Origin of the sequence: Sedimentibacter hydroxybenzoicus DSM 7310, assembly GCF_013403245.1 — a bacterium.
Classification (GTDB): Bacteria; Bacillota; Clostridia; order Tissierellales; family Sedimentibacteraceae; genus Sedimentibacter; species Sedimentibacter hydroxybenzoicus.
This window is the reverse complement of the sequence record NZ_JACBNQ010000009.1, coordinates 37,945-64,007: the sequence shown is the minus strand read 5'-3', so window position 1 is coordinate 64,007 and position 26,063 is coordinate 37,945. Positions and strand designations below refer to the sequence as shown.

Genomic DNA, 26,063 nt, shown 5'->3' with positions numbered 1-26,063 from the left:
TTATATATGATTTTTTTAACAAATCAGCGGTATTGGAGGAAATAATGAATAATTTGTTAATAGTTGAATCTCCGGCGAAAGCAAAGACTATAGGTAAATTTTTAGGAAAAAATTTTACAGTTAAAGCTTCGGTCGGACATATCAGGGATTTGCCTAAAAGCAAACTGGGTATTGATGTTGAAAATAATTTTGAGCCAAATTATATCACTATACGGGGTAAAGGTGATGTAATAAAGGAATTGAAGAAAGAAGCAAGAAAAGCTGATAATATATATCTTGCAACAGACCCTGACAGGGAAGGTGAAGCAATTTCATGGCATTTGTCTAAAATTTTAAATTTAGATGAAAATAAAGAAATACGGATCGAATTTAATGAAATAACGAAGGATGCGATTAAAAAAGCAAGTAAAAATCCGAGAAAGATAAATATAGATTTAGTTGATGCACAGCAGGCAAGACGAATTCTTGACAGGCTGGTTGGCTATAACATCAGCCCTTTGCTGTGGAAAAAGATAGAGAAGGGATTAAGTGCGGGAAGAGTTCAATCTGTTGCGTTAAAGTTGGTTATTGACAGAGAAAGAGAAATAATGGAATTCAAACCTGAGGAATATTGGTCTCTTGAATTGGAGGTTAAAAAGCAAAAGAAGAAATTTACTGCCAAATATGCAGGTAATTACAGTAACGGCAAGGTTAATAAAATTAAAATAAAAAATGAAAATGATATCAATAAAATATTAAACAGCCTTGACAAAGAAAAATTAAATGTATTTAAGGTAGATAAAACAAAAAGCTATTCCAAGCCGAGTGCACCATTTACAACAAGCAGCCTGCAGCAGGAAGCCAACAGAAGAATAAATTTTACAGCTAAGAAAACGATGATGGTTGCTCAGCAGCTCTATGAGGGTGTAAACGTAAAAGGAGAAGGAAGTATAGGTCTTGTTACATACATAAGAACAGATTCCTTCAGATTATCAGACGAAGCAACTGCAAGTGCCAAAGAATATATCAGCGGAAATTTCGGTGAAAAATATTTTTTAAACCGGACATATGCAAAATCCAAAAAAAGTGAAAATAAGGTGCAGGATGCTCATGAAGCTATCAGACCTACATCTGTATTCAGAAACCCTGAATTAATAAAAGACAGTTTAACTAACGACCAGTATAAATTGTACAGTCTGATATGGAAAAGATTTGTTGCTTCTCAGATGGTTGATGCAGAATATGATGTAACAAAAGTATTGTTAAATAACAATGACAACATATTTGAAGCGAACGGCAGAGTTCTGGTTTTTGACGGGTATAAAGCAGTTTACAAATACAGTGACGAATCTGAAAGTAAGCTTTTGCCAAATGTTGAAGCAGGCGAGCAGTTAGAAATAGCAAAGATTTTGCCGGAACAACATTTTACACAACCGCCGGCACGTTATACGGAAGCAAGCCTAATCAAGGATTTAGAAGAGAGGGGTATAGGCAGACCGAGTACCTATGCACCTACCATTACCACAATTACCAGCAGAGATTACATTGTTAAGGATAAAAATTATTTAGTTCCTACCGATATGGGGTTTTTAGTAACTGAAATGATGGAAAAATACTTTTCAAATATAGTCAATGAAAAATTTACTGCAGAGCTGGAAACCAGTTTAGATGAAATCGCATCAGGCAAAAAGGAATGGAATGAAGTAATAAAGGATTTTTATCGCGGATTTAAAACAGAGCTTGACATTGCTGAAAAGGAAATGGAAGAAATTGAAATAAAGGATGAAGTAAGTGATGTAAAATGTGAAAACTGCGGAGCCTTTATGGTTATAAAAAAGGGAAGATACGGTAAGTTTTTAGCATGTCCCAATTATCCGGAATGTAAAAATACAAAACCTTTAAATTCCGGTGAGCAAGCGGAAGAAACCGATGAGGTATGTGAAAACTGCGGTTCTAAAATGCTTAAAAGAAAGGGAAGATACGGAGAATTTTTAGCATGCTCCAATTATCCCGATTGTAAAAATACAAAACCTATATTAAAAACCATAGATGTTAATTGTCCTCTTTGCGGAGGAAAAATAGCCGTTAAGTTTTCCAAGGCAAGAAGAAGGTTTTTCGGATGTACCAATTATCCGGACTGCAAATATATGTCATGGCTTGAACCTACAAATCAAAAATGTCCGGATTGCGGTGAAATGATGGTTATAAAGGATAATAAACCAACATGCATAAATAAAAGCTGCAAAGATTCTTAACGACGTGGAACGAGGACTGTCCCGGTGTCGTACTCTTTTTGCGACACTGCGGACTGTCCCCACGGGTTCGTAAAAAAATATATTGCCAAATAAAAACAGCTATGATATACTTAAACATAATTACGCACAGAATTAGATCATGCAAGAGTTGTGCCGAAAGGTCTTTTGGATGAGATGAAAATTCCGGAGGTAAAAACAAAAGGAGGAAAATTATGGCTATTATTAGCATGAAAAAACTGCTTGAAGCAGGTGTTCACTTTGGTCATCAAACAAGAAGATGGAATCCAAAGATGGCAGAGTACATTTTTACGGAAAGAAATGGAATCTACATTATTGACTTGCAGAAAACAAGTGATAAGGTAGACGAAGCTTACAATTTTATTAAAGAAGTTGTAGCGAACGGCGATGAAGTTTTATTCGTCGGAACAAAAAAACAAGCTCAGGAATCAACTAAATCAGAAGCTGCAAGATGCGGAATGCACTTTGTGAGCCAAAGATGGTTGGGCGGTATGCTTACAAATTATTCTACAATCAGAAAAAGAATTGACAAATTAAATTCTTTAAAGGCAATGGAGGAAGACGGAACCTTTGCTCTTCTTACTAAAAAAGAAGTTATTAAATTAAAAAATGAAGCTGAAAGATTGGAAAAATTCTTAGGCGGAATTAAGAATATGGAAAAACTTCCAGGTGCATTGTTTGTTGTAGACCCGAGAAAAGAAAAGATAGCTGTTCAGGAAGCTAAAATATTAGGAATACCGGTAGTGGCAATAGTAGATACTAACTGTGACCCTGATGAAGTAGATTTCGTTATTCCCGGTAACGACGATGCTATAAGAGCGGTTAAGTTATTGACAGCTACATTGGCAGACGCGGTTCTTGAAGGAAAACAAGGTGTTCAGCTTACTGAAGAAGAGCCTGAAAATGATGATGTAACAGAAGAAGAATTAGAAAAAGTAGAAGAAAATATTGAAGAATAATAAAATAGAAAACAAAGTAAGGGGTTAGGAATTTTTTCCTTACGCCTTGCTTTTTTAAATTTGGAGGTTATTAAATGGAAATTACAGCTTCAATGGTAAAAGAACTAAGAGACAAAACGAATGCAGGTATGATGGACTGCAAAAAAGCATTGGCAGAAACAAGCGGAGATATTGAAAAAGCAATTGATTATTTAAGAGAAAAAGGATTATCAAAGGCTTCTAAAAAAGCTGACAGAATAGCTGCTGAAGGACTCACATACGCTTTGGTATCAGAATGCGGTAAAAAAGGTGCTGTTGTAGAAGTAAATTCAGAAACAGACTTTGTTGCCAAAAATGAAGAATTCAAAAACTTTGTTGAAACTGTTGCTCAGGTAGTATTAAATCAAGAGGTTAAAGACGTAGAAGCTTTAAAGGCTGTTAAAGTAGAAGGCGGAAAAACTTTACAGGAAACATTGACAGATAAAATAGCTAAGATAGGCGAAAATATGTCAATCAGAAGATTTGCTGTTGAAAAAGTTGAAAACGGTGCTGTTGTAGCTTATATACATGCGGGCGGTAAAATATCCGTAATAGTTGCTTTAGAATCAGAAGGAAATAAGGAAGCTCTTGACGTTCTTGGAAAAGATTTAGCTATGCAGGTAGCTGCAATGAATCCTAAATATATTTCTACGGATGATGTTGATCCTGAATTCATAGCTCATGAAAGAGAAATATTGATTGCTCAAGCTTTAAATGAAGGAAAGCCAAAAAACATTGTAGAAAAAATGGTTGAAGGAAGATTGCAAAAAGAGCTTAAGGAAGTTTGTTTGTTAGAACAGGCTTATGTAAAAGACGGAGATATCACTGTTAAAAAACATATTGAAAATACTGCTAAAAATATAGGTAAAGATATAAAGGTTGCAGGTGTTCAAAGATACGAAGTCGGTGAAGGAATAGAAAAGAAATCTGAAAACTTTGCTGAAGAAGTAGCAAAACAAATGGGTCAATAATCCTGAGGTAAATATATCTTATAATGGAGAACTTTATGGTTCTCCTTTAATACAATAAAACCTTGGAGGAAATTATGGACCTTAAGTATAAAAGAATTATTTTAAAAGTAAGCGGAGAAGCATTGTCAGGAAATGCCGGACACGGTATTGATGCGAAAATAGTTAACAGAATTTCAAATGTTATAAAGAATATCATTGAAATGGGTGTAGAGGTTGCAATAGTAGTAGGCGGCGGAAATTTCTGGCGCGGAGCAAGTGCCACGGAAATGGACAGAACAACGTCAGATTATATGGGAATGCTGGGAACTATTATAAACAGTCTTGCATTACAGGATGCTCTTGAAAAAATAGGAGTTGAAACGAGAGTGCAAACTGCAATAGAAATGAGACAAATAGCAGAACCATATATCAGAAGAAGGGCCGTAAGACATTTAGAAAAGGGCAGAGTAGTTATTTTTTCAGGCGGTTCGGGAAACCCATATTTTTCAACTGATACAACAGCAGCGTTAAGAGCTGCGGAAATAAATGCAGATATTATACTTCTTGCAAAAAATGGAGTTGACGGTGTATATTCCGACGACCCGAATAAAAATCCAAATTCAATAAAATATCATGAGCTGAAATATATTGATGTTCTTAACAAGGGTCTTAAAATAATGGACTCAACTGCAACATCTTTATGTATGGACAATAAAATTCCTATATTAGTCTTCGGAATTGAAAACACGGAAAATATTGAAAAAATAATTAAGGGTGACGATATAGGAACAATAATAAAGGAGGTATGAGATGTATAAAGATTTAATTAAAAATTCAGAAGAATCAATGAAAAAATCAATTGCTTATTTAAAAGATGAGTTAGCTACAATCAGAGCAGGAAAAGCTAATCCTAAATTAGTGGACAAAATTCAGGTAAGTTACTATGGCACTATGACTCCTATAAACCAAGTGGCAAATATATCTGTGCCGGATCCAAGAACTATTGTTATTCAACCGTGGGATGGAAGTTTGGTTAAAGACATTGAAAAAGCTATTTTAACATCTGATTTAGGCATTAACCCGTCTAATGACGGCAAGCTCATCAGGTTGTCTATTCCTCCTTTAACTGAGGAAAGAAGAAAAGATTTATTGAAGGTAGTAAAAAAAGAAACAGAAAATTCTAAGATCGCTATCAGAAATATAAGAAGAGATGCTATAGAAGAGTTTAAAAAACTTGAAAAAGCAAGTGAATTAACTAAAGACGACCTTAAAAAAGCCGAAGAAGAAGCGCAAAAAATTACCGATAAATACATAAAGCTTATTGATGACATCTATAAGGAAAAGGAAAAAGAAATTTTAGAGGTTTAGTATGGATAATTTAACAGGTTACCCATTAAAGGATGCTTTGAAATTTTTTGAAGATAATAATTATAGAGTTATTAGTATAAAAAAGATAATTGGAACTAATAAGAAGTTTAATGATTTAAATAAACCGTATGTAATAAGACAGCAAGTTACAAATAGCTCAGTTACATTATATGTTTCATACTATTAAGCAGCGACCCAATCCCAAATTTTTAATTTGGTGACAGTCGCTTATGCTGTATGCGAAATTTGGTGTCGGTCGCTTATGCTGTAAGCGAAAGAAAATTCAGGCCTAATTATAAAAATAGGCCTGAGCTGTATTTTTTGTATACATTCCGCATTATTTAAGGAGATGTTTAAATGAATTTAGAAGAACAAGTGATATCAGGATTAATTCCTGAGCATCTTGCAGTTATAATGGATGGAAACAGAAGGTGGGCTAAATTAAAAAACCTGCCTGCAAAATTTGGACATAAAGAAGGTGCACAAAGGGTAACAGATTTAGTTAGAAATTGTGTTTCTTTGGGTATAAAGTATTTATCTATATATGCTTTTTCAACCGAAAATTGGAGAAGAGATAAAAAAGAAGTTGATTATTTAATGAATTTACTGGTAGAATTCATTGTAAAGGAACTTGATTATTTACATAAAAATGACGTCAAAATAACATTAATGGGAAATATAGAAGATTTGCCCGAAAAAACCAAGGCTGAAGTAAAGCGTTCTATAGAGCTGACTAAGAACAATAAAACACTTCACTTAAATATTGCTTTAAGCTACGGTTCAAGAGACGAAATAATAAATGCCGTTAAAAGCATAATAAACGATTATGAAAACAACAATATTAATATAGATGAATTAGATGATGAAAAATTTAAGGGTTATTTATTTACAGAGAATATGCCGGATCCCGATCTTTTAATAAGAACCAGCGGCGAAATACGATTAAGCAATTTTCTTTTGTATCAGCTTGCTTACACAGAATTTTATTTTACGGATGTTTTGTGGCCGGATTTTAATAAAGAAGAACTAATTAAAGCTATTCATAATTTTCAGAACAGAAAAAGGAGATTCGGAAATTAAGGCGGTATCGTGATGAGAAAAAGGGTGATTACAGGAATTGCAGGCGGAGCTTTTATTGCATTGGTAACCTATTTAGGTGGAGATATATACGATTTTGTGTATTTTGGCATTACTTGTATTGCAATTTATGAGCTTTCAAAGGTTTATTTCAACAATGGCTTTGATTATGGAGCAATTGTCAATTATTTGTTTGCAATTTCTCTATTTATTGAAAAAGTAACAGAATATAGACATTTTTTTGATTTCTTTCTATTTTTGTACATATCATTGAACTTTTTAATATTTGTATTTACTAAAAAAGTTGATGTTGGTAAATTAGCCAAAATCATTTTTATAGGAACATATGCGGTGTTTTTCATGTATCATATGATGATGTTAAACGGTTCTCCCTACGTATGGCTTGTATATATTATTGCTTTCGGAACTGATACTTTCGCATATTTTACGGGGAAATTATTAGGCAGGCATAAGCTTTATCCTGAGGTGAGCCCCAATAAAACCATAGAAGGTGCTATAGGAGGCATCATTGGATGCACTATATTTTCACTTTTGTTTTTCAATTATTTAAGAATAAATAAATATATTTACATTATAATATTTAGTATGAGTGCATCTGTTTTTTCAATGGCAGGTGACCTTACAGCTTCAAAAATTAAAAGGGAAACCGGAATAAAGGATTTTGGCAAAATGTTGCCGGGGCACGGTGGAATTCTTGACAGATTTGACAGTGTTCTTTTTGTAGCTCCGATTGTTTATTACTTTGTTCAGCATTTCCTATAGGAGGTATAATTTGTTGACAATAGTTGCATCTATACTTGTATTTTCTGCAATTGTGCTCGTGCATGAATACGGTCATTATAAGGCAGCAAAAAGTGTAGGTATAAAGGTATATGAATTTGCAATAGGCATGGGGCCTACTTTAATAAAGAAAGAAAAAAAAGGTACAATTTTTTCCATAAGAGCTATACCAATCGGTGGATTTGTACAAATGGAAGGCGAAGAAGAGGAAGTAATATCCTCAACAAGCTTTAGCACCAAGACAATATGGCAAAGAGCTAAGGTAATTGCTGCGGGACCTTTGATGAATTACGCTTTGGCACTTGCTCTATTTATAATTATCGCATTTTCCTTCGGAGTTTACGGAAATCATATTGATTATATCGATGAAAATTCAAATGAATACAGAGCAGGACTCAGGACAGGCGATAAAATAGTATCGATAAACGGTGACAGAGCATATATTTGGGAAAATATTTTTTATGAAATAGTTGATCCCAACAATACTTATTATACTGTAGAATATGAAAGAAACGGACAGCTAAAGCAGGCAACAATAGAGAATAATTACAGAAAAATGATTGGTATATCGACTTCAATCGTAGACGGAAATGCAACGACAACGGTTTCGCCATCGGACGTTACTTCTCCTGCTTATAAGGCGGGCATAAAGGATGGCGATAAGGTTATAAAAATAAATGATGTTAATATAAACACATGGGAAGAATTAACCGCAGAGGTGGAAAAGTCAATTGAAGGAGAGCCGGTAAAGGTTACAGTTGACAGAAAAGGTGAAATAATTGATTTCAGTATTACACCGCAGAGCCAAATCACTGTAAAGTTTAACACTCAGCTTGAAAAATCCTTTACAACCGCAATTTCATCGTCAGCATATAAGACGGTTTACTATATAGAACTGATGTTTAAAACAATAAGTCAGTTAGTAACCGGGAAATTAGGCAGTGACGCCTTGGGCGGACCTATTATGGTAATATCAATGGTTGGAGAAGCGGCGGAAAGCGGATTGCTATCACTGTTAAATTTAGCAGCTTTTATCAGCATAAACCTTGGATTTATGAATTTATTACCCATACCTGCACTTGACGGCAGTAAGCTTATTTTCCTATTAGTAGAAGGAATAAGAGGTAAAAGAATTTCCGCAGATAAAGAAGGATACATTCATTTTATAGGTTTTGTTGCATTAATCGGCTTCATGCTTTTTATAACCTATAAAGATATATTGAGAATATTCAGAATATAACAATAGAATAATCAATGGATAAGCAATAGATAGGCTAAGGATAAGCAATGGATAAACGTAAGATTAACCAATTGCAATTCAATTGCAAATCAATTGCTTTTCTATTGCAAATTTATTGATATGGGAGGTTGTATGGATCAAATAATCAGGAGAAAATCAAGAAAGGTTATGGTTGGGGGCGTTCAAATAGGCGGTGATGCAATTATTACCGTACAATCTATGACCAATACCTTTACCAAAGATATAAAATCAACCGTTAATCAGATACATCAGCTGCAGGATGCAGGCTGTGAAATTATAAGAGTTGCCGTAGCTGATATGGAAGATGCGGAGGCAATAGAGGAAATAAAGAAGCAGGTACATATACCTATGGTTGCGGATATTCATTTTGATTATCGTCTCGCGCTTAAAAGCATTGCAAACGGAATTGATAAACTAAGAATTAATCCGGGCAATATAGGCAGTATGGAAAGAGTTCAAAAAATTGTAGAAATGGCTAAGCCGAGAAACATTCCCATAAGAATCGGTGTGAATGCAGGGAGCGTACATAAGGAAATATTAAAAAAATATGACGGCAGGGTAACATCCGAGGGAATGGTTGAGTCGGCATTGGAGCATGTTAAAATATTAGAGGATTTAGATTATAATAATATAGTTATATCCATGAAGGGGACAGACATTAAAATGACGATTGAGGCATATAGAAATATGGCTCAAAAAAGAGATTACCCCCTTCATTTAGGTATAACTCATGCAGGAACTCTATTTGAAGGAAGCATAAAATCAGCCATCGGTGTGGGAGCCTTATTGGCAGATGGTATAGGAGATACCTTGAGAATCTCTTTAACTGATGACCCGAGAGAAGAAGTTAAGGTTGCCAGAGAAATTTTAAAAAGCTTAGAGCTAAGGAATTTCGGTATAAACTATATTACTTGTCCCACTTGCGGAAGAACCAAAATAGAGCTGATTGAGCTTTCGAAAAAAATTCAGGGAGGCTTAAAGAATGTTAATAAGCCCATAACTGTTGCAATTATGGGCTGCGCTGTTAACGGTCCGGGAGAAGCAAGACAATCCGATATAGGTATTGCAGGCGGAGCAGGGGAAGCTCTGCTGTTTAAAAAAGGGGAAATTATACGTAAAGTTAAAGAAGAAGACATTGTTAAAACATTGTTGGAGGAAATCGAAAAACTGTAAATTGATTATACAGAGATTACGGTATAATTCTGATTGTGACAGTAAACAATTTTAACCGGGGGCGGACTTTATGAAAAAATATAAATTTATTATTATACTTGCGTTAATTGTTGTTTTATCATCAAAAATATTATGCTATGCCGATGAAAATACGATTGACGAAAGCAGACTCAAGGGCTGCTGCTTGCCAATCGGAGATGAAAATAAATTTATAAACGGATACGGTATAATACAAAATTCGGAAGGGTACAGCAGGAGTATGCTTTACGGACTCATAGACAAGGATTATAATGTTGTGGTTGAGCCTGCATATTACTGGATAACCTATGATTCTTATGAGGAAAACATAATTTACGCGTTTATGGACATATATGCAGGGTACGGTGATATTTACAAAATAACCGATCGGGGACTTGAAAAAATAAATTCTGAGATGTACTGCATGAATTTAAGCTTCGCGGTACGTCTTGAATCGGCTTTCGGAGGCTTTGAAAATATTAATAGCAGTGCATTCAGCGGAGACATGATTGCAGTAGCGGACAGGCAGCATAAACATTACGGTGTAATAGACAAGTCCGGCAATTTTATTATGCCATTTACTGATAAATATGTATACTTAGTACAGGATCCGTACATTATCAGATACATAAATACCGGCGCATACGAAACAGGCAGTAAGATAGTCGCTGACGGGCAGCTTTTAAATTCTTCCGTAGAGGTGCTTACAGAAGCAAAATATGATTATATAGAGATATTGGCTGATTATATAAGGGTTACAAAAGACGGAAGAGTAAATATTCTTGACACAAATGATTATAGCGAGCTTTCAAATTGGTCATATACAGTTCTTGAGCCGGTGGGCAATTATTTTATTGCAAAAGATTTGAACGGAATGTACGGAATAATTGATAAGAGCGGGAACACAGCAGTTGACTTTTTATACAAAAAAATACGTTGGGATAAAAGTACGGGGTTCCATTCATACGATGAAGATGATGGTACGTATGCAAAAATAAAACTTCCGGGAGAAGCTGATATCAGTGAAGAAACGGAGGAAGCACCTGATACCGGGTCTCAACCGGAGGCTCCGATTGAAACTCAGGCATATTTTCCCGTATATGATGTTACTTTAAACGGTATAAAGATGGAGAACCATGAGAGACTGTATCCGGTTATAGGATATGCGAATATAGCCTATTTTCCAATGACATATTATGACAGCAGGCTTTTAGGTCTTGAGACAAAATGGGATTCGGTATCCGGATTGAAAATAACAGGTTTCGGCTCACATATGGGGTATGATGAATATAAAACAGAGCTTGCAGAGGAGCCAAACCCTCATTCAATTAAAGTATTCACGGTGGATTATGATGTATATTTGAATGGAAAAAGCATTGATGAGTTGGCGGGGCATTATCCGCTGCTTACATACAAGGATATAACATATTTGCCGATGGTATATAAGCTTTTTGCAAATGAATTGGGTTGGGAATATCGTTACTCCAAGGATGAGGGTCTGATAATAAATTCCCGCAATTAACATTCTAATGTATTCATCTTTGTTTGCATTATTTCAATACGCTCCGGTTCTCTCAATGGAACAATTTCCAAAAAAATCGAAAAAATTGGAAACTGATTGACAGTAATGTAAGATTATAGTATAATTTAATATAGAATAAAATAAGTTGAATTTTCAAAGAAATTCAGCTTATTTTTGCACTTACAGTATAAGCGACTGACACCAGATTTCGCATACAGCATAAGCGACTGTCACCAAATTAAAAATTTGGGACATCTGCTTAAAAATTTGGGTCATCTGCTTATAACTTAAAATATAGTGGGGTGTTATTAAAACATAATTAACGTATTATAAGGAGGATACAATGCAACAAGGAATTTTAAACATTGAAAGAAGAACTGTTACAAACTCAAGAACGAGCAAAAAGCTTAGAAATAACGGATATGTTCCGGCTAGTATTTCAAGCAGGGGTAAGGAATCCATTTCAGTTGCGGTTAAAGCAGATGAACTGAGAAAGGGATTATCATCTTATGGAAGATACGCACTTTTCAAGCTTGAAATGAAAGGTGAAAAGCCTATGATTGGGATGGTAAAGGATATCCATTATTCACCTCTTAGCCGTAATATGCTGAATGTAGATATACAGCAGGTATCATTAAGTGAAGAAATCAGAGCTGAATTGCCAATAAGGATCAAGGGAGCAGATGTGCTTGAACACAATAAGCTGATGGCACTGAGACAGCTTGATACAATATCAGTTAAAGGATTGCCTCAGGATATACCTGACGACGTAATAGTAGATGTTTCGAATGTAAAGGGAGTAGAAAATATTAATATTTCTGATATAGAATTCCCACAGGGCATTGTACCGGATGGAAGCCCTGAACAAATTGTTTTATCAATAGTTGAAACAAAAAGAGGAAAATCATCTGCTGAAGAAACAGAAGAAGCTTCAGAAGAAGAATTAATATAAACAAATTAAAATATCCCCCAAGAAAAAAATGGGGGATATTTTAATGCAACTTACAGCATAAGCGACTGACACCGAATTTCGCATACAGCATAAGCGACTGTCACCAAATTAAAAATTTGGTACATCTGCTTAAAAATTTGGGTCATGTGCTATAATTCCTCTAAATGTATCAAGCCTTCAAAGGAACTGAATTTGTGTATTGTTTCGGTATGGTTAAATGTTTTGTTGGACTCCAGTACAAGTATTGCAATTACCGATAATTCTTTTAAAGAAGAATCTTTTGAAATTTCAATATCTGTCATCTTAAAGTTTAACTTATGGCAGTAGCTTATAAATTTATCAAAATGCTCTAAAGATGAAAACGAAGTATATAAGGTTATGGTTTTATTGTTTGAAGTTATATAACCCTCTATTTTTTTAAATAATGTTACTATTAATAAGACAGCAACAGCAACGATAATAGCTCCGTAATAAAAGCCTATTCCTATGGCTAAGCCAAGGCATGCTGATGACCATAAGCCGGCAGCCGAAGTTAAGCCCTTCACCTGACTGCGGCTTGTGACTAAAATTGTTCCGGCGCCTAAAAAACCAATGCCGCTGATTACCTGTGCTCCTAAACGTGCAGGATCACCGCCACTAAATTTATTGAAAATAAATTCATTTGTCATCATAACCAAGCTTGAGCTCAGGCACACAATCATATATGTTCTAAAGCCTGCCGGTCTGCTTTTAATGCTTCTTTCAAGACCGATTAAGCCTCCGCACAGCATTGATAAAACTATTCTTATAATAACTGAGGTCATATTTAATTCGTAAATATTTTCCATAATATCACCGTCCTTGACACATTAATACCATAAATATATGATTTCAATCTTATTTTTAGTATTAAATATTTATATATTATATATGCTACTTAAATAATGATGATATTAAAAAAGCGAAATTCTCATTCCGCTTTATAATTTTCCCTATCACTACGTTCAATATAAACAACAGCTTATATTATTTTATATTATATTATCGAGCCATGCCTGCTCCGGTGTTACCTTAATACTGATTAACCTTCCTTGATCTTTTTCATACTTTGCCTGATGATACTTAAAGAGTATTTCATCTTCGTTTAATTTTCCGACTATTTCGATTTTACCGGTAGGATGGCTCATTGCGTATTTAAAGCTTTTACTTATTCCGCTTATTTTTGTTCTTGCTTCATCTATTATATCTACCGCTTCTATGAAAGGCACCTGAAATTGATTTTTAACTCCGGATACAGGTCTGCACTGGAATATATAATATGGGTTAGCTCCTATTTCAACTAATCCCCTCATCAAGCTTGCCAATGTTTCGGAATTATCATTTATCCCCTTTAATAAAACTGTTTGGTTTCTTACAATAATACCTATATTTCTCAAGGCCTCGATCGCCATGGTGGATTCTTTTGTAATTTCATTTGGGTGATTAAAATGTGTAATAACATATATTTGTTTTATTTTATTGTAGTGCTCTAATATATTAAGCAGTTCATCGTCACCGTAAATTCTTGAGGGAAGAACTACCGGAGTTCTTGTACCGAATCGCAAAAAGCTTAAATGTTCAATTTTTGTAAATTCATCTAATATTTTTTCTATTTTTTTATTGCTGTTCATAAAGGAATCTCCGCCGGAAATCAAAACATTGCTCATTTCCTTATGTTCCTTTATATAGTTAACCACATCATCGAAATCTTTGTTTATTTCATCGTCATTTACTCCTACCAAACGCTTTCTGAAACAGTGTCTGCAATACATAGCACATCTGTTGGTTGATAAATACATTCCTGTCTGCTTATACTTATGCTGAAGACCGTTAACGACAGTATTACTTGCTTCACCGCTTGTGTCAAAGCTTCCGCTCATGTCGGTTTCTAATATAGAAGGCACACACAGCTTTTTGATAGGGTCTTCAGGGTCATCCTTATTAATTAAAGATAAGTAATAATGAGGTATCGACATAGGATATCTGTCAATTATTTCATTAAATTTGTTTTTTTCTTTTTCAGATAAATTCCAATTCAGAGCCTCATTAATTTCATCTGCTGTAGTAATGTTGTTTTTAAGTGATGTTTTCCAATCCATACGTTCAACTCCAATCATATTATTTATTATCATTACAATATCAACAATTTAACAAATAAAATATATCGCAAAATTATACTTTGCTTATGCATTAAAAAAATTCATAAAAATTTTCGTGTGAAAAACTTATAAGTGAATTGAGATATGATAATTTCGATAATTATTTTTGAAAAATACTAAGATTAAATGTGAAAAATACATTTTTAGTATTTTAGCATAATTTTCGGAATTAGTAAAGCGATTACATGAAAATTTACGAAATTTTTACGAATCGTAATCGGACGAAACGTCAAATTAATTTTTTGAACATAATATATCATACGCCTTTATCGTATTGAATTTAGCTTTTTTTGATGATATAATACTAAGTTAGAAAGATAAGGGAGAGTATTATGTTTTTTAATAATATTTTAAAGACGGATGAACTTAAAAGCTTTAAAGATTTGACGATTGAAAAAATTGAGGTTATAAAAAACCAAAATATTGTAAAATTCAATGCAGTCAGCAGCTCAATAATCGATTTTTATGAAATAGATTATGCGACGGACAAAATTCAAAAGCAATATAATGTAAATATTGAATTAAACATAGATTATGATTTGGATGATACATATAAAAGTGATAAATTATTTATAGAAAAGGTTATAAATAACTTTTTTTATTGTATAAAAAAATATTCCGCGGTACTTTCTAAAGCGGCAGAAAGCATAAAAATTGAATTTAGTAACGATGAATTTGTTATCAAAGCAAACAATACATTGTTGATGAATGAACTGGAAAATAACAGTATAGAAAAAAAATTAGCAAATATTCTGAAAAACTATAGATGCTCTGACAGCATAAAGATTATTTTAGATGAAACATACGGTGAAACGGCTGTAACGGCTCAGCAGATATTAGATGAAGAGCTTAAAAAAAGTATGGAAATAATAAAAAATAATGTGAGTATCGTAGCAGAAAAGAAGACAAACGCCGAATCATATAAAAAATCAGGTAATTTTCCAAGAAGAAGAAAGAAAAATGAAACAGATTTCAGTATACCTCTTTCTAAAATTTCAGAAATAACAGAGGACTCAGGTATTGTTAACATAAAAGGAAAAATTATAAGCTTAGATAAGAAGGAGTTAAAAACCGGCACAGTCCTTATGGTTATAGCGGTTACAGATTTGACTGATTCAATAAGCTGCAAATATTTTTGTCCGAAAGGCTTTGAAGATGATGGTTTTGAAAAGGGTAGGTACATACAAATTGTGGGAAATGCAGAAAAGGATGATTATGAAAAACAGCTTGTTGTTAAGATTAATGGTATGCAGCTAATAGAAAAGGAACCTTCAAAAATAGATAATTCAAAAGAAAAAAGAGTTGAACTTCATCTGCATACAGGTATGAGCTCTATGGATGGTATAAATGGATTCAAAGAATATGCAAAGAAGGCAAAGCTATGGGGTCATAAAGCGATGGCTATTACTGACCACGGAGTAGTGCAGGGATTTCCCGAGGCTATGGAGTGTGCCGATGAGAATTTTAAGGTTATATATGGAATGGAAGGTTATTTGATTAGCGACACTGTTAATATTGTACATAAATGTGAGAATTTTAATATTGACAGTGAATTTGTAGTATTCGACATAGAAACCACGGGATTAAGCCCAAGAACGGACGACATTATAGAAATAGGTGCTGTCAAGGTAGAAAACAGAAAAGTTATTGACAGCTTTTCCACCTTCGTTCATATCGACAGAAATTTGCCGGCAAAAATAATTGAGCTGACATCTATAACTGACGATATGCTTCAGGATCAACCGGAAATAACAAGTGTATTGTCTGATTTTATAAATTTTGTTGGTGACAGTGTACTTGTGGCCCATAATGCAAGCTTTGATGTAAGCTTTATAAAGAATAAGATGTTAGAGAATTTTGATGAATTGTATGATCCATCTGTGCTTGACACATTAGAACTGTCCAAAGCACTTATAAAGGATGTTAAGAATCACAGATTAAATACACTTACTAAAAAACTCGGAATAAGACTGGAAAACCATCACCGAGCAGTTGATGATGCAAATGCAACAGCTCAGTTGTTTATATATTTAATGAACATATTAAATGACAGAAATTTGTATGAAATCGGAAATCTCAATGAAAATTTAAAGGAAGATATAGACATTGTAAAAAAGTCTTCATATCATGTAAATATTTTGGTTAAAAACTATACGGGGCTTAAAAATTTATACAATTTAGTTTCAGAGTCTCATATACAATACTATTACAAAAAACCAAGAATATTAAAATCTAACTTAAAACTTCTGAGAGAGGGACTTATTATTGGAACGGCATGCGAATCAGGAGAATTGTACAATGCAGTACTAAACGGTGCAAGTGATGAAAAGTTAGAAGAAATTGCAGCATTTTATGATTTTTTGGAAATACAGCCTCTTCAAAACAACATGTTTCTCGTAAACAACGAAAGAGTCAGAAGCGTAGATGATTTGAAAGATATAAACAGAAAAATTATAAATCTTGGGGATAAGTTAAACAAACTTACTATAGCAACAGGAGATGTCCACTTCTTAGAGGAAGAGGACGAAGTATACCGAAGAATCCTTATGACGGGTCAGGGCTTTGAAGATGCTGAAAATCAAGCTCCCCTTTATTTAAAAACCACCGGCGAAATGCTTGAGGATTTTTCATACTTAGGAGAAGAGCGCGCCTACGAGGTAGTGGTCAGAAACACAAATATAATTGCAGATTCTGTTGAGCACATACTGCCTATACCAAAGGGAACATTTCCACCTATAATAGAGGGTTCCGATGAAGAACTAAGAAATATTTGCAACAATAAGGCAAAATCAATCTATGGTGAAAAGCTCCCCGAAATAGTCGAAAAAAGATTGGAAAGAGAATTAAATTCTATAATCGGTAACGGTTATTCCGTAATGTATATAATTGCCCAAAAGCTTGTGTGGAAGTCCAACGAAGACGGCTACCTGGTCGGCTCGCGTGGATCGGTCGGCTCTTCATTTGCAGCTACGATGGCGGGAATTACAGAGGTTAATCCCTTAGTTCCCCATTATGTTTGCCCGAATTGCAAGTATTCAGAATTTATTGAAGATGGAAGCTACGGTTCGGGTTATGATTTACCGGATAAAAGCTGTCCAAGCTGTGGAAGCAATTTAACTAAAGACGGTCATGATATACCGTTTGAAGTTTTTCTGGGGTTTGAAGGAGACAAGGAGCCGGATATAGACTTAAATTTTGCAGGAGAGGAACAAGGTATATGCATGAAATATACCGAAGAGCTTTTCGGTAAGGGTAAGGTATACAGAGCAGGCACCATAGGTACCATAGCGGATAAAACTGCGTACGGTTTTGTTAAGAATTACTTTGAAGAAAAAGGAATCAGCAAGAGAAAAGCTGAATTGGACCGCCTGATTCAAGGATGCCTGGGTGTTAAGCGTACTTCCGGTCAGCATCCCGGCGGAGTTATGATTGTGCCGGGAGACAAGGACATACATGATTTCACACCCGTACAGTATCCTGCAAACAATGATAAATCAGGAACTATTACCACACACTTTGATTATCATTCTATTTCGGGACGTATATTAAAGCTTGACCTTCTTGGCCACGATACACCCAGCATCATCCGTATGCTTGAGGATTTTACGGGAGTTAACAGTAAGGATGTGCCAACGGATGACATTGATACTATGAAAATTTTCACCAGCCCTGAGGTGCTTGGGATTAAACTAAATGAAATAAATTGTGAAACGGGAACATTGGCTATACCTGAATTCGGTACGCCTTTTGTTCGACAGATGATTATGGATACAAAACCTAAATCATTTGCTGACTTGGTTCGTATAAGCGGTCTTTCTCACGGAACCGATGTTTGGATTAACAATGCACAGGAAGTTATACGACAGGGACATGCTCTCATTGGTGAGGTTATTTCAACCCGTGATGACATTATGGTTTACCTGATCCAAAAGGGCGTTGAGAAGAAAAAGGCGTTTGATATTATGGAGCGTGTAAGAAAGGGTAAAGGACTCAGGGAAGAAGACGAAGAGGTTATGAAAAAACAGGATGTTCCTCAGTGGTACATAGATTCCTGCAATAAGATTAAATATATGTTCCCTAAGGCACATGCTGTAGCTTATGTAACCATGTCCGTAAAAATTGCATACTTCAAAGTTCATTATCCTGAAGCATTTTATGCAACATATTTTACTACGAAGGTTGAAGATTTTGATGCGGAAATAATAACAAAGGGCGAAAATAACATATTGAGTAATATAAAATCCCTTGAAGAAAAAGGTAATGATAAAACAGCAAAAGAAAAGAACCTGATAACCGTGCTAGAGGTTGCATTTGAAATGTATAAAAGAGGATATAAGTTTGCAAAGGTTGATTTATATAAATCCGATGACCGCAAATTTTTGCTTACAGAAGACGGCATCCTTCCTCCGCTTTCGGCATTACAGGGTGTTGGTGCCAATGCGGCAGCAAGCATCAAAGCGGAAAGAGAAAACGGGGAATTTATATCAATCGAAGATATAATAAAAAGAGCAAAGGTAAGCAAGACCGTCATCGAAGTGTTAGAAAAGCACGGCAGCTTAAAAAACCTCGACAAAACAAACCAGATATCAATATTTAATGTGTAAAACGGGGGCATTTCATATGAAAAAGTATTTTATTTTAGTAATAATTTCATTTATATTTTTGTGTTCATGCAACAGACAGGCGGATAATATTATTTCAAATGAATCACCAACAGAAAACAGCATTAAGGAAGAGCCGAAGGTTGATTATTCAAAGCTGCATGAATTTACTGTAATGAATGAAAAATATGCATGGGGATATGATCTTAATGAATCTACACCTATTACATATGCCATGGGCTTGTTGGTTGATTTGAATAAGCAGGATAAATTTGTTGATGATTCAACTATTAAAATACCAGACGAAGCTGCAAAGGAAATTGCATCTCTCTTTCTTGATAAAGAGTTTATATCAAGGGGAAGCTATGACGGCAACTATTTTTATCCCCTTCCAAAGTATCCGGACATAAGTCTTGAACCGTTTGAAATAAGCGATGTAAACGGACAAATAAATGTATTGTACGGAAGATTCATTAATAATGGTGACGGAAGTAAGCATTGGCTTTATCCCGTAAGGTATACTGCCGTGCCTTATATATTGTCAGAAGAGGATATTCCGGATATTTTATCGGACATATATGAGGCAGGGGAACAGATGTACCGTATTATATATGTTGAAAATATCTATGATATAGACAGTGCGAAGGAAATATATACAAACAATGGATATGGTGAATTACTAGTCGGAAAATCATATGATATATCAAGCCCTGAAGATGTAGTGGAAATGTCAAAGCGTGTGAACAGCGGTTTGTACAGTGAAATATGTTCAACCTACAATCTTATGTGTGATATTGATATGAACGGTATTGATTTTATGCCCATGGGTAAATATCCGGATTACATGGAACAATATGACCTCAGAAGACCCAATAAAATAGGATTTTGCGGAATTCTTTACGGCAATAACTATTCGATAAACAATCTGAATATTGTTGCAGATGCGGACAAGACCGACTATATGAATGAATGTTACGGTTTTTTTTCCATACTTGGTCAGGGGGCGGAAATAAGAGATTTGAAAATTAAAGATGCCGATATAGGATACACCGGTGAAAGTAACCCTGTGAAATCCGGAATACTTGCAGGCAGAATATACGGATCAAAAATAGACAATTGTTATGTGAGCGGTACTGTCAAAGGTACGGTAAATGTAGGAGGATTGGCCTCAGAAGCATATAGCGGAGAAAAACTGAACGGAGAAGAACAAATATGCGAGATTATTAATTGCCATGCTGATATTGAGGTTTTTGGTGAAAGCTGGATTGGCGGATTTATAGGCAGCAACGGGGCGGATATAGTAAATTGCAGTGTCGAAGGTGTTGTCACATGTGATGAAACAAAAAACAACGAAGGCATGTTTATAGATAATATGCCCTTTGGCATAGGCGGGTTTACCGGTTTTAATTCAGGGCATATAAGTAACAGCGGAAGCGGTGTCTGGGTAAAGACAATGGTTAATGTAAAATGGGTCGGTTCATTTATAGGATACAGTCAGGGCGATGCCTATGAATGCTTCTACAACAGTACTGTTTCACACTGGGATCCATATGGATTATCTTTGAGATATACTTATAATAATGATATAACCGGTTTACCGAATAAAGAGTATTATGCAAGATTGGCTGAAATTGAAGAGCTGGAAATCATTAATGAAGCAGAGTAGATAATAATGGACAAAATAACTGTAGAAAACATAGATATAGAATTGGTCAAAAAGAAAATAAACAACATTCATCTGTCTGTTCGTCCTCCGGATGGAAGGGTTAGCCTTTCTGTACCATACAGGATGGATGATAAAGCGATAAAACTCTTTGTAGAATCAAAGCTGTTATGGATTAAAAAACAAAGAGAAAAGTATTCTTTGCAGGAACAACAAGTCAAAATATACGTGTCAGGTGAAAGTCATTATTACTTTGGTGAAAGTTATTTGCTAAATGTATATGAAACGACAGGCAGACAGCATGCTGAGCTTAGAGATAACAAATACATTGACTTATATGTAAGAGCGGGCAGCACGGCTGAAAAACGTGAAAAGGTAATGAATGAATGGTACAGGTATAATTTAAAACAAATTATTCCCGAATATATTGAAAAGTGGGAGAAGATTATTGGCGTAACGGTAAATGAATGGCACATAAAGCTTATGAAGACCAGATGGGGAACCTGCAATGTAAGAGATAAAAGGATTTGGATAAATCTTGAACTTGCCAAGAAGAATCCAAGATGTCTCGAATATATAGTTGTACATGAAATGGTACATCTGTTAGAAAGACATCATAATGATATTTTTAAATCGTATATGAATAAATTTCTTCCCGATTGGAAGAGTATCCGCGATGAATTAAACGGCTTAACGTTTGATAACAGCAAGTTGTAATATAAAATAATATGCATCAAAAATTTGTGAAAATTAAAATTTATATTTGATTATTTAAAACAACTGTGGTATAATATAAAAAAGTTTATTTTTGACAGAAAGAGTGGGGTAGCCCACTCTTTCTAATTGCACCTGCATTATAAGCGACTGATACCAAATTAACTTTGGGTCATCTGCTCATACATTAGGTATTGGGAAAGGAAGAACAAATGAACAAAAAATCTATAGAAGGCTCAACTCGGAAAATAGTTAACGAGATAGTACATAACACAGATATTGAATTGGTAGATATTGAATATGTGAAAGAGGGACCATTTAAGTATTTAAGAATATTTATTGACAAGCCCGGGGGAATTACTGTGGACGACACTGCCGATATAAGCAGAGCGCTTAATAAAAAGCTTGACGAAATTGATTTAATAAAAGAACAATATTTCTTGGAGGTATCTTCTCCGGGAGTTGAAAGACCCTTTAAAACAGATGCAGATTATCAAAAAAATATAGGAGAAACAGTAGAAGCGAAGCTTTTTAAACCGTTAGACGGGAAAAAGGCGATTAAGGGCAAATTGATCGAAAAAAATGAGGACGGTGTAGTAATACAAGACGGTGAAGAAATAATTGCAATTGAAATTAAAGATATTTCTAAAATAAATAAAGTTATAGAGGATTTTTAGTGGAGGACGTTATGAACAAGGAAATATTGAGTGCGTTAAGCGAATTAGAGAAAGAGAAGGGAATTCGTAAAGACGTCGTATTAGAAGCAATCAAAGCTGCATTGGAAACAGGTTACAAGAAAAATTTCAGTAAAGCAACTAATTTCAGTATTGATATTGATGAAGAAAACGGAGAATATAGATTATTTCAGGATAAGGTGGTTTCGGAAATTGTTGAAAACCCTAATCAGGAAATTACTCTCAGTGAAGCAAAGTCAATTGACAGCAAATATGAAATCGATGATGTTGTAAAAATTGAAATTAAACCAAAAAAAGATTTTGGAAGAATTGCGGCACAAACTGCAAGACAGGTAATACTTCAAAAAATTCGTGAGGCAGAAAGAGAGTCAATATTCAGTGAATTTTACGGGAGAGAATCAGACATTCTTACGGGTATAGTTCAAAGAGAAAGCAAGGGTAATATTTATGTTGACCTAGGTAAAATTGAAGGCATCATAACTCCCGGAGAGCAAATACCCGGAGAAGTATATAATACGGGTGATAGGATCAAGACGGTAATAGTAGAAGTTAAGAATTCCGGAAAGGGTGCAAGCATAATGCTGTCAAGAAGTCATCCTAATCTTGTAAAAAGATTGTTTGAGCTTGAAGTACCGGAAATTCATGACGGTACCATCGAAATTTTTTCAATTTCAAGAGAAGCCGGTTCAAGAACTAAAATTGCTGTATTTTCACATGACTCAAATGTAGAACCAATCGGTTCATGTGTCGGTAATAAAGGAGTCAGAGTTAAAAATATCATAGATGAAATCAATCAGGAAAAAATCGATATAATTATTTATGATAAAGACCCCGAAAAATTCATAGCCAACAGCTTGGGACCTGCTAAAATAGTTAAGGTTACAGCTAATGAAAAGGAAAAAAGTGCCGTTGCCGTAGTACCTGACAATCAATTGTCGCTTGCAATAGGAAAAGAAGGACAAAATGTGAGATTAGCAGCAAAGCTGACAGGCTGGAAAATAGATATAATCAGTGAAACTCAGGAAAAGGAAAGAAGCTCAGAGGAGGAAATATGAAAGCAAAAAAGATTCCCATGAGAAAATGTATCGGATGCATGGAAAGCTTTCCTAAAAAGGAATTATGCCGAATAGTAAAGACAAAGGAAAATGAAATATTCTTTGATGCAACCGGCAAGCTTAACGGCAGAGGTACATATATTTGTAAAAAAACCGAATGCTTTGAAAAATCAATAAAATCAAAGAGATTATCCAAATCTCTTGAAGCAGAAATTCCTGAGGAAATATACGAAGCTATAAAGCTTGAGATAGAAAAAAATGAATAAAATTTATTCTATGCTGGGTATAGCGAAAAAGGGCGGCAATATATCAATTGGTTACGATGCAACTTTAATAAATATTAAAAGCAATAAAAGTGAATTAGTATTATTAGCATCTGATGCTTCAGATAAAACCAAAAAAAATGTTCAATTTTTTTGTGATCAATACGACGCAAAGTACATTGAATACGGGGAGAAAGAAGTCCTGGGAAAATGTCTCGGGAGAAAGGTGGTGGGTGTTTTGTCAATTACTGATAAGAACATAGCATCATATATAATTAATAATATATAAACGGAGGTGGCTTAATGAGAATATATGAACTTGCAAAAGAATTAAAAATGAATAGTAAAGATTTGGTTGTATTAGCTGAGCAAGAATTAGGAATCACTATTAAGAACCATATGAGTTCTATAACCGATTTAGAAGTTATAAGGTTAAAAAAAGCTTTAAATATAATTAACAATAATAAAAAAGTAAAACCCGCAAAGTCTGCAAAAACTGAAATAATAGATGATGAACCGCTTGTTGATGAGAAAATCGATTTAAATACTGCAAAATTTAAAAAGGTTGACAAAAAAATAATTACACCTGTTAAAAAGCCAGGTACTGCAAAACCGGTTCCAAAAGTGGCAGATGAGGATAAAAGTGCAAAGGATTTTAATCAGAAGTTCCCTAAAAAGAATAATCATCAGAATAAATTTAAAAAACCGTTCCAACCGTTTCAGCAAAAACAACAGGAGCAGCCGGTAAAAAAAGAAATTAAGATTAAAAATATTGAAATGGAAGATTCAATTGTGGTAAGAACTTTGGCCGACAAATTAGGTGTGCCTGTAAATGCAGTGATATCAAAGCTTATACTTCTCGGTGTTATGTGTAATATGAATCAGGAAATTGATTTTGATACGGCACAATTAATCGGCGAAGAATTTAATGCAAAAATATCAAAGATTGAGGTAGTAGATGTACTTCAAGATTTAGAGGATTCTTTATCTAAGGAAGATACGGATAATGAGGCTGACCTAATACCAAGACCGCCGATTGTAACGGTTATGGGTCATGTTGATCACGGCAAAACATCATTGCTGGATGCAATCAGAAATACTGCGGTTACATCCCAGGAAGCAGGCGGTATAACTCAGCACATAGGAGCTTCTCAGGTAGAAATTAACGGTAAAAAAATAACCCTGCTTGATACACCGGGTCATGAGGCATTTACGGCTATGAGAGCAAGAGGTGCCAAGGTTACTGATATAGCAATAATAGTAGTTGCAGCAGACGATGGAGTTATGCCTCAGACAATAGAAGCTATAAACCATTCAAAGGCAGCAGGAGTTCCTATAATTGTTGCAGTAAATAAAATAGATAAGCCAACGGCCAATATGGACAGAGTAAAACAGGAATTATCAGAGCAAGGAATAATTTCCGAGGACTGGGGCGGAGATACAATATTTGTACCTGTTTCTGCAAAGCAGCACATGGGTATAGAAGATTTGTTGGAAATGATACTTTTAGTAGCGGAAGTACAGGAATTTAAAGCAAATCCAAACAGAAGCGCCAAGGGCACCATCATTGAAGCTAAGCTTGATAAAGGCAGAGGTTCAGTTGCGACCGTACTGATAGAAAAGGGAACATTAAACAAAGGTGATGTTGTTTTAGTTGGAAGTGCTTACGGTAAGGTCAGAGCAATGTTTAACTCTAAAGGAAAGAAAATAAATCAGGCAGGACCGTCAGTACCTGTAGAAATATTGGGCTTATCAGAAACTCCGCAGGCCGGAGATATTTTGATGGCCATGGACAATGAAAAGGATGCTAAAAATATTGCGGAAAAACGCAAGAATAAAAGACACTTAGAAACTATGAATGCTTCATCTAAGGTATCATTGGATGATTTGTTTGACAGAATCCAAAAGGGTGAAGTTAAGGATTTAAATATCATTATTAAAGCTGATGTGAGCGGCTCTATAGAAGCAGTAAAACAATCATTGTTAAAGCTGAGTATGGATGAGGTTAAGGTTAATCCAATACACGGCGGAGTGGGCGGAATCAATGAAAATGACGTTATGCTTGCCTCTGCTTCCAATGCAATAGTTATAGGCTTTAACGTAAGACCGTCCATTGCAGCCATGGATCTTGCCAAAAAAGAAAATGTAGATATCCGTACCTATAATATAATTTATACTGCTATCGAAGATATTCAACAGGCAGTTAAGGGTATGCTTGCACCTGTCTATAAAGAAGTTGTTCTGGGAAGAGCAGATGTAAGACAGACATTTAAGGTGCCTAATGTAGGTATAGTAGCAGGTGTCTATGTTACAAGCGGGAAAATAACAAGAAAATCAAAAATCAGATTGTTAAGAAATGATATAGTAATACATGAAGGAGATATAGCATCATTAAAGAGATTTAAAGATGACGTATCTGAATTAAATACCGGATATGAAGGCGGCATTGGCATTGAAAAGTACAATGACATAAAAGAAGGCGACTCCATGGAAGCGTATATAATGGAAGAAATAAAAAGATAATAAAAGATAAATTTAGAAAGA

General features: G+C 34.8%; 22 protein-coding genes. 20 read left to right on the top strand and 2 right to left on the bottom strand.

Features of this window, described 5'->3' with window-relative positions; all coding sequences use genetic code 11:
* Positions 1-44: 44 nt before the first annotated feature.
* The 12 genes from topA (at position 45) to HZF24_RS09570 (ending at position 12,351) form a co-directional block, all read left to right on the top strand.
* Complete coding sequence (topA, locus tag HZF24_RS09625) at positions 45-2,234, top strand: type I DNA topoisomerase (protein WP_218835284.1); 2,190 nt, start codon at positions 45-47, stop codon at positions 2,232-2,234.
* A 212-nt stretch (positions 2,235-2,446) separates the two neighbouring features.
* On the top strand, positions 2,447-3,211 hold the full coding sequence (gene rpsB, locus HZF24_RS09620; RefSeq protein ID WP_179238090.1) for a 30S ribosomal protein S2: 765 nt from the start codon (positions 2,447-2,449) through the stop codon (positions 3,209-3,211).
* Between the two features lie 74 nt (positions 3,212-3,285).
* Positions 3,286-4,200: a translation elongation factor Ts gene (gene tsf, locus HZF24_RS09615; protein ID WP_179238089.1), complete on the top strand. Its 915-nt coding sequence runs from the start codon at positions 3,286-3,288 to the stop codon at positions 4,198-4,200.
* 74 nt (positions 4,201-4,274) lie between these two features.
* Complete coding sequence (pyrH, locus tag HZF24_RS09610; protein WP_218835283.1) at positions 4,275-4,988, top strand: UMP kinase; 714 nt, start codon at positions 4,275-4,277, stop codon at positions 4,986-4,988.
* Between the two features lies 1 nt (position 4,989).
* Positions 4,990-5,547 (top strand): ribosome recycling factor, encoded by a 558-nt coding sequence (gene frr / locus HZF24_RS09605; protein WP_179238088.1) that lies wholly within the window; start codon positions 4,990-4,992, stop codon positions 5,545-5,547.
* A 1-nt stretch (position 5,548) separates the two neighbouring features.
* A complete protein-coding gene (locus HZF24_RS09600; RefSeq protein ID WP_179238087.1) occupies positions 5,549-5,734 on the top strand; it encodes a hypothetical protein in 186 nt (61 codons plus the stop codon).
* A 170-nt stretch (positions 5,735-5,904) separates the two neighbouring features.
* Complete coding sequence (locus HZF24_RS09595) at positions 5,905-6,627, top strand: isoprenyl transferase (protein WP_179238086.1); 723 nt, start codon at positions 5,905-5,907, stop codon at positions 6,625-6,627.
* Positions 6,628-6,639: 12 nt separating this feature from the next.
* A complete protein-coding gene (locus HZF24_RS09590; protein ID WP_179238085.1) occupies positions 6,640-7,407 on the top strand; it encodes a phosphatidate cytidylyltransferase in 768 nt (255 codons plus the stop codon).
* 10 nt (positions 7,408-7,417) lie between these two features.
* Positions 7,418-8,665, top strand: a complete 1,248-nt coding sequence (gene rseP / locus HZF24_RS09585) for an RIP metalloprotease RseP (protein ID WP_179238084.1) — start codon at positions 7,418-7,420, stop codon at positions 8,663-8,665.
* A gap of 132 nt (positions 8,666-8,797) precedes the next feature.
* Entirely contained in the window at positions 8,798-9,859 is a 1,062-nt protein-coding gene (gene ispG / locus HZF24_RS09580; protein WP_179238083.1) for a flavodoxin-dependent (E)-4-hydroxy-3-methylbut-2-enyl-diphosphate synthase, read from the top strand.
* A gap of 70 nt (positions 9,860-9,929) precedes the next feature.
* A complete protein-coding gene (locus HZF24_RS09575; protein ID WP_179238082.1) occupies positions 9,930-11,399 on the top strand; it encodes a WG repeat-containing protein in 1,470 nt (489 codons plus the stop codon).
* A 343-nt stretch (positions 11,400-11,742) separates the two neighbouring features.
* On the top strand, positions 11,743-12,351 hold the full coding sequence (locus HZF24_RS09570; protein ID WP_179238081.1) for a 50S ribosomal protein L25: 609 nt from the start codon (positions 11,743-11,745) through the stop codon (positions 12,349-12,351).
* A 149-nt stretch (positions 12,352-12,500) separates the two neighbouring features.
* Here the strand turns inward: HZF24_RS09570 and HZF24_RS09565 are convergent, their stop codons facing one another.
* On the bottom strand, positions 12,501-13,178 hold the full coding sequence (locus HZF24_RS09565; protein WP_179238080.1) for an MgtC/SapB family protein: 678 nt from the start codon (positions 13,176-13,178) through the stop codon (positions 12,501-12,503).
* 183 nt (positions 13,179-13,361) lie between these two features.
* Entirely contained in the window at positions 13,362-14,486 is a 1,125-nt protein-coding gene (locus HZF24_RS09560; RefSeq protein WP_179238155.1) for a KamA family radical SAM protein, read from the bottom strand.
* A gap of 374 nt (positions 14,487-14,860) precedes the next feature.
* On the opposite strand from HZF24_RS09560, the gene HZF24_RS09555 reads away from it, so the two are divergent.
* From HZF24_RS09555 to infB, 8 genes are all read left to right on the top strand, one after another.
* Positions 14,861-19,132 carry a PolC-type DNA polymerase III gene (locus HZF24_RS09555; RefSeq protein ID WP_179238079.1) on the top strand — a complete coding sequence of 1,424 codons (4,272 nt, stop codon included), beginning with the start codon at positions 14,861-14,863 and terminating at the stop codon, positions 19,130-19,132.
* A gap of 16 nt (positions 19,133-19,148) precedes the next feature.
* Positions 19,149-20,795 carry a hypothetical protein gene (locus HZF24_RS09550; protein ID WP_179238078.1) on the top strand — a complete coding sequence of 549 codons (1,647 nt, stop codon included), beginning with the start codon at positions 19,149-19,151 and terminating at the stop codon, positions 20,793-20,795.
* Positions 20,796-20,801: 6 nt separating this feature from the next.
* A complete protein-coding gene (locus HZF24_RS09545; RefSeq protein ID WP_179238077.1) occupies positions 20,802-21,509 on the top strand; it encodes a M48 family metallopeptidase in 708 nt (235 codons plus the stop codon).
* Positions 21,510-21,718: 209 nt separating this feature from the next.
* Entirely contained in the window at positions 21,719-22,183 is a 465-nt protein-coding gene (locus HZF24_RS09540) for a ribosome maturation factor RimP (RefSeq protein ID WP_179238076.1), read from the top strand.
* An 11-nt stretch (positions 22,184-22,194) separates the two neighbouring features.
* Entirely contained in the window at positions 22,195-23,256 is a 1,062-nt protein-coding gene (nusA, locus tag HZF24_RS09535) for a transcription termination factor NusA (protein ID WP_179238075.1), read from the top strand.
* Positions 23,253-23,522 carry an RNase P modulator RnpM gene (gene rnpM / locus HZF24_RS09530; protein ID WP_179238074.1) on the top strand — a complete coding sequence of 90 codons (270 nt, stop codon included), beginning with the start codon at positions 23,253-23,255 and terminating at the stop codon, positions 23,520-23,522. Before nusA ends, rnpM begins: the two co-directional genes overlap by 4 nt.
* Complete coding sequence (locus HZF24_RS09525; protein ID WP_179238073.1) at positions 23,515-23,808, top strand: L7Ae/L30e/S12e/Gadd45 family ribosomal protein; 294 nt, start codon at positions 23,515-23,517, stop codon at positions 23,806-23,808. Before rnpM ends, HZF24_RS09525 begins: the two co-directional genes overlap by 8 nt.
* Before the next feature lie 14 nt (positions 23,809-23,822).
* Positions 23,823-26,042, top strand: coding sequence for a translation initiation factor IF-2 (gene infB, locus HZF24_RS09520; RefSeq protein WP_179238072.1), 2,220 nt, complete (start codon positions 23,823-23,825; stop codon positions 26,040-26,042).
* Positions 26,043-26,063: the final 21 nt, after the last annotated feature.

What these genes read in the sequence shown, in the direction of transcription:
- tsf (WP_179238089.1), top strand. Translation starts at nt 3,286, where the DNA reads ATGGAAATTACAGCTTCAATGGTAAAAGAACTAAGAGACAAAACGAAT.
- HZF24_RS09595 (WP_179238086.1), top strand. Translation starts at nt 5,905, where the DNA reads ATGAATTTAGAAGAACAAGTGATATCAGGATTAATTCCTGAGCATCTT.
- HZF24_RS09560 (WP_179238155.1), bottom strand. Translation starts at nt 14,486, where the DNA reads ATGATTGGAGTTGAACGTATGGATTGGAAAACATCACTTAAAAACAAC.
- frr (WP_179238088.1), top strand. Translation starts at nt 4,990, where the DNA reads ATGTATAAAGATTTAATTAAAAATTCAGAAGAATCAATGAAAAAATCA.
- HZF24_RS09525 (WP_179238073.1), top strand. Translation starts at nt 23,515, where the DNA reads ATGAATAAAATTTATTCTATGCTGGGTATAGCGAAAAAGGGCGGCAAT.
- HZF24_RS09570 (WP_179238081.1), top strand. Translation starts at nt 11,743, where the DNA reads ATGCAACAAGGAATTTTAAACATTGAAAGAAGAACTGTTACAAACTCA.
- HZF24_RS09565 (WP_179238080.1), bottom strand. Translation starts at nt 13,178, where the DNA reads ATGGAAAATATTTACGAATTAAATATGACCTCAGTTATTATAAGAATA.
- HZF24_RS09550 (WP_179238078.1), top strand. Translation starts at nt 19,149, where the DNA reads ATGAAAAAGTATTTTATTTTAGTAATAATTTCATTTATATTTTTGTGT.
- infB (WP_179238072.1), top strand. Translation starts at nt 23,823, where the DNA reads ATGAGAATATATGAACTTGCAAAAGAATTAAAAATGAATAGTAAAGAT.
- topA (WP_218835284.1), top strand. Translation starts at nt 45, where the DNA reads ATGAATAATTTGTTAATAGTTGAATCTCCGGCGAAAGCAAAGACTATA.
- rpsB (WP_179238090.1), top strand. Translation starts at nt 2,447, where the DNA reads ATGGCTATTATTAGCATGAAAAAACTGCTTGAAGCAGGTGTTCACTTT.
- HZF24_RS09590 (WP_179238085.1), top strand. Translation starts at nt 6,640, where the DNA reads ATGAGAAAAAGGGTGATTACAGGAATTGCAGGCGGAGCTTTTATTGCA.
- ispG (WP_179238083.1), top strand. Translation starts at nt 8,798, where the DNA reads ATGGATCAAATAATCAGGAGAAAATCAAGAAAGGTTATGGTTGGGGGC.
- HZF24_RS09540 (WP_179238076.1), top strand. Translation starts at nt 21,719, where the DNA reads ATGAACAAAAAATCTATAGAAGGCTCAACTCGGAAAATAGTTAACGAG.
- nusA (WP_179238075.1), top strand. Translation starts at nt 22,195, where the DNA reads ATGAACAAGGAAATATTGAGTGCGTTAAGCGAATTAGAGAAAGAGAAG.
- HZF24_RS09555 (WP_179238079.1), top strand. Translation starts at nt 14,861, where the DNA reads ATGTTTTTTAATAATATTTTAAAGACGGATGAACTTAAAAGCTTTAAA.
- rnpM (WP_179238074.1), top strand. Translation starts at nt 23,253, where the DNA reads ATGAAAGCAAAAAAGATTCCCATGAGAAAATGTATCGGATGCATGGAA.
- HZF24_RS09600 (WP_179238087.1), top strand. Translation starts at nt 5,549, where the DNA reads ATGGATAATTTAACAGGTTACCCATTAAAGGATGCTTTGAAATTTTTT.
- HZF24_RS09545 (WP_179238077.1), top strand. Translation starts at nt 20,802, where the DNA reads ATGGACAAAATAACTGTAGAAAACATAGATATAGAATTGGTCAAAAAG.
- HZF24_RS09575 (WP_179238082.1), top strand. Translation starts at nt 9,930, where the DNA reads ATGAAAAAATATAAATTTATTATTATACTTGCGTTAATTGTTGTTTTA.
- pyrH (WP_218835283.1), top strand. Translation starts at nt 4,275, where the DNA reads ATGGACCTTAAGTATAAAAGAATTATTTTAAAAGTAAGCGGAGAAGCA.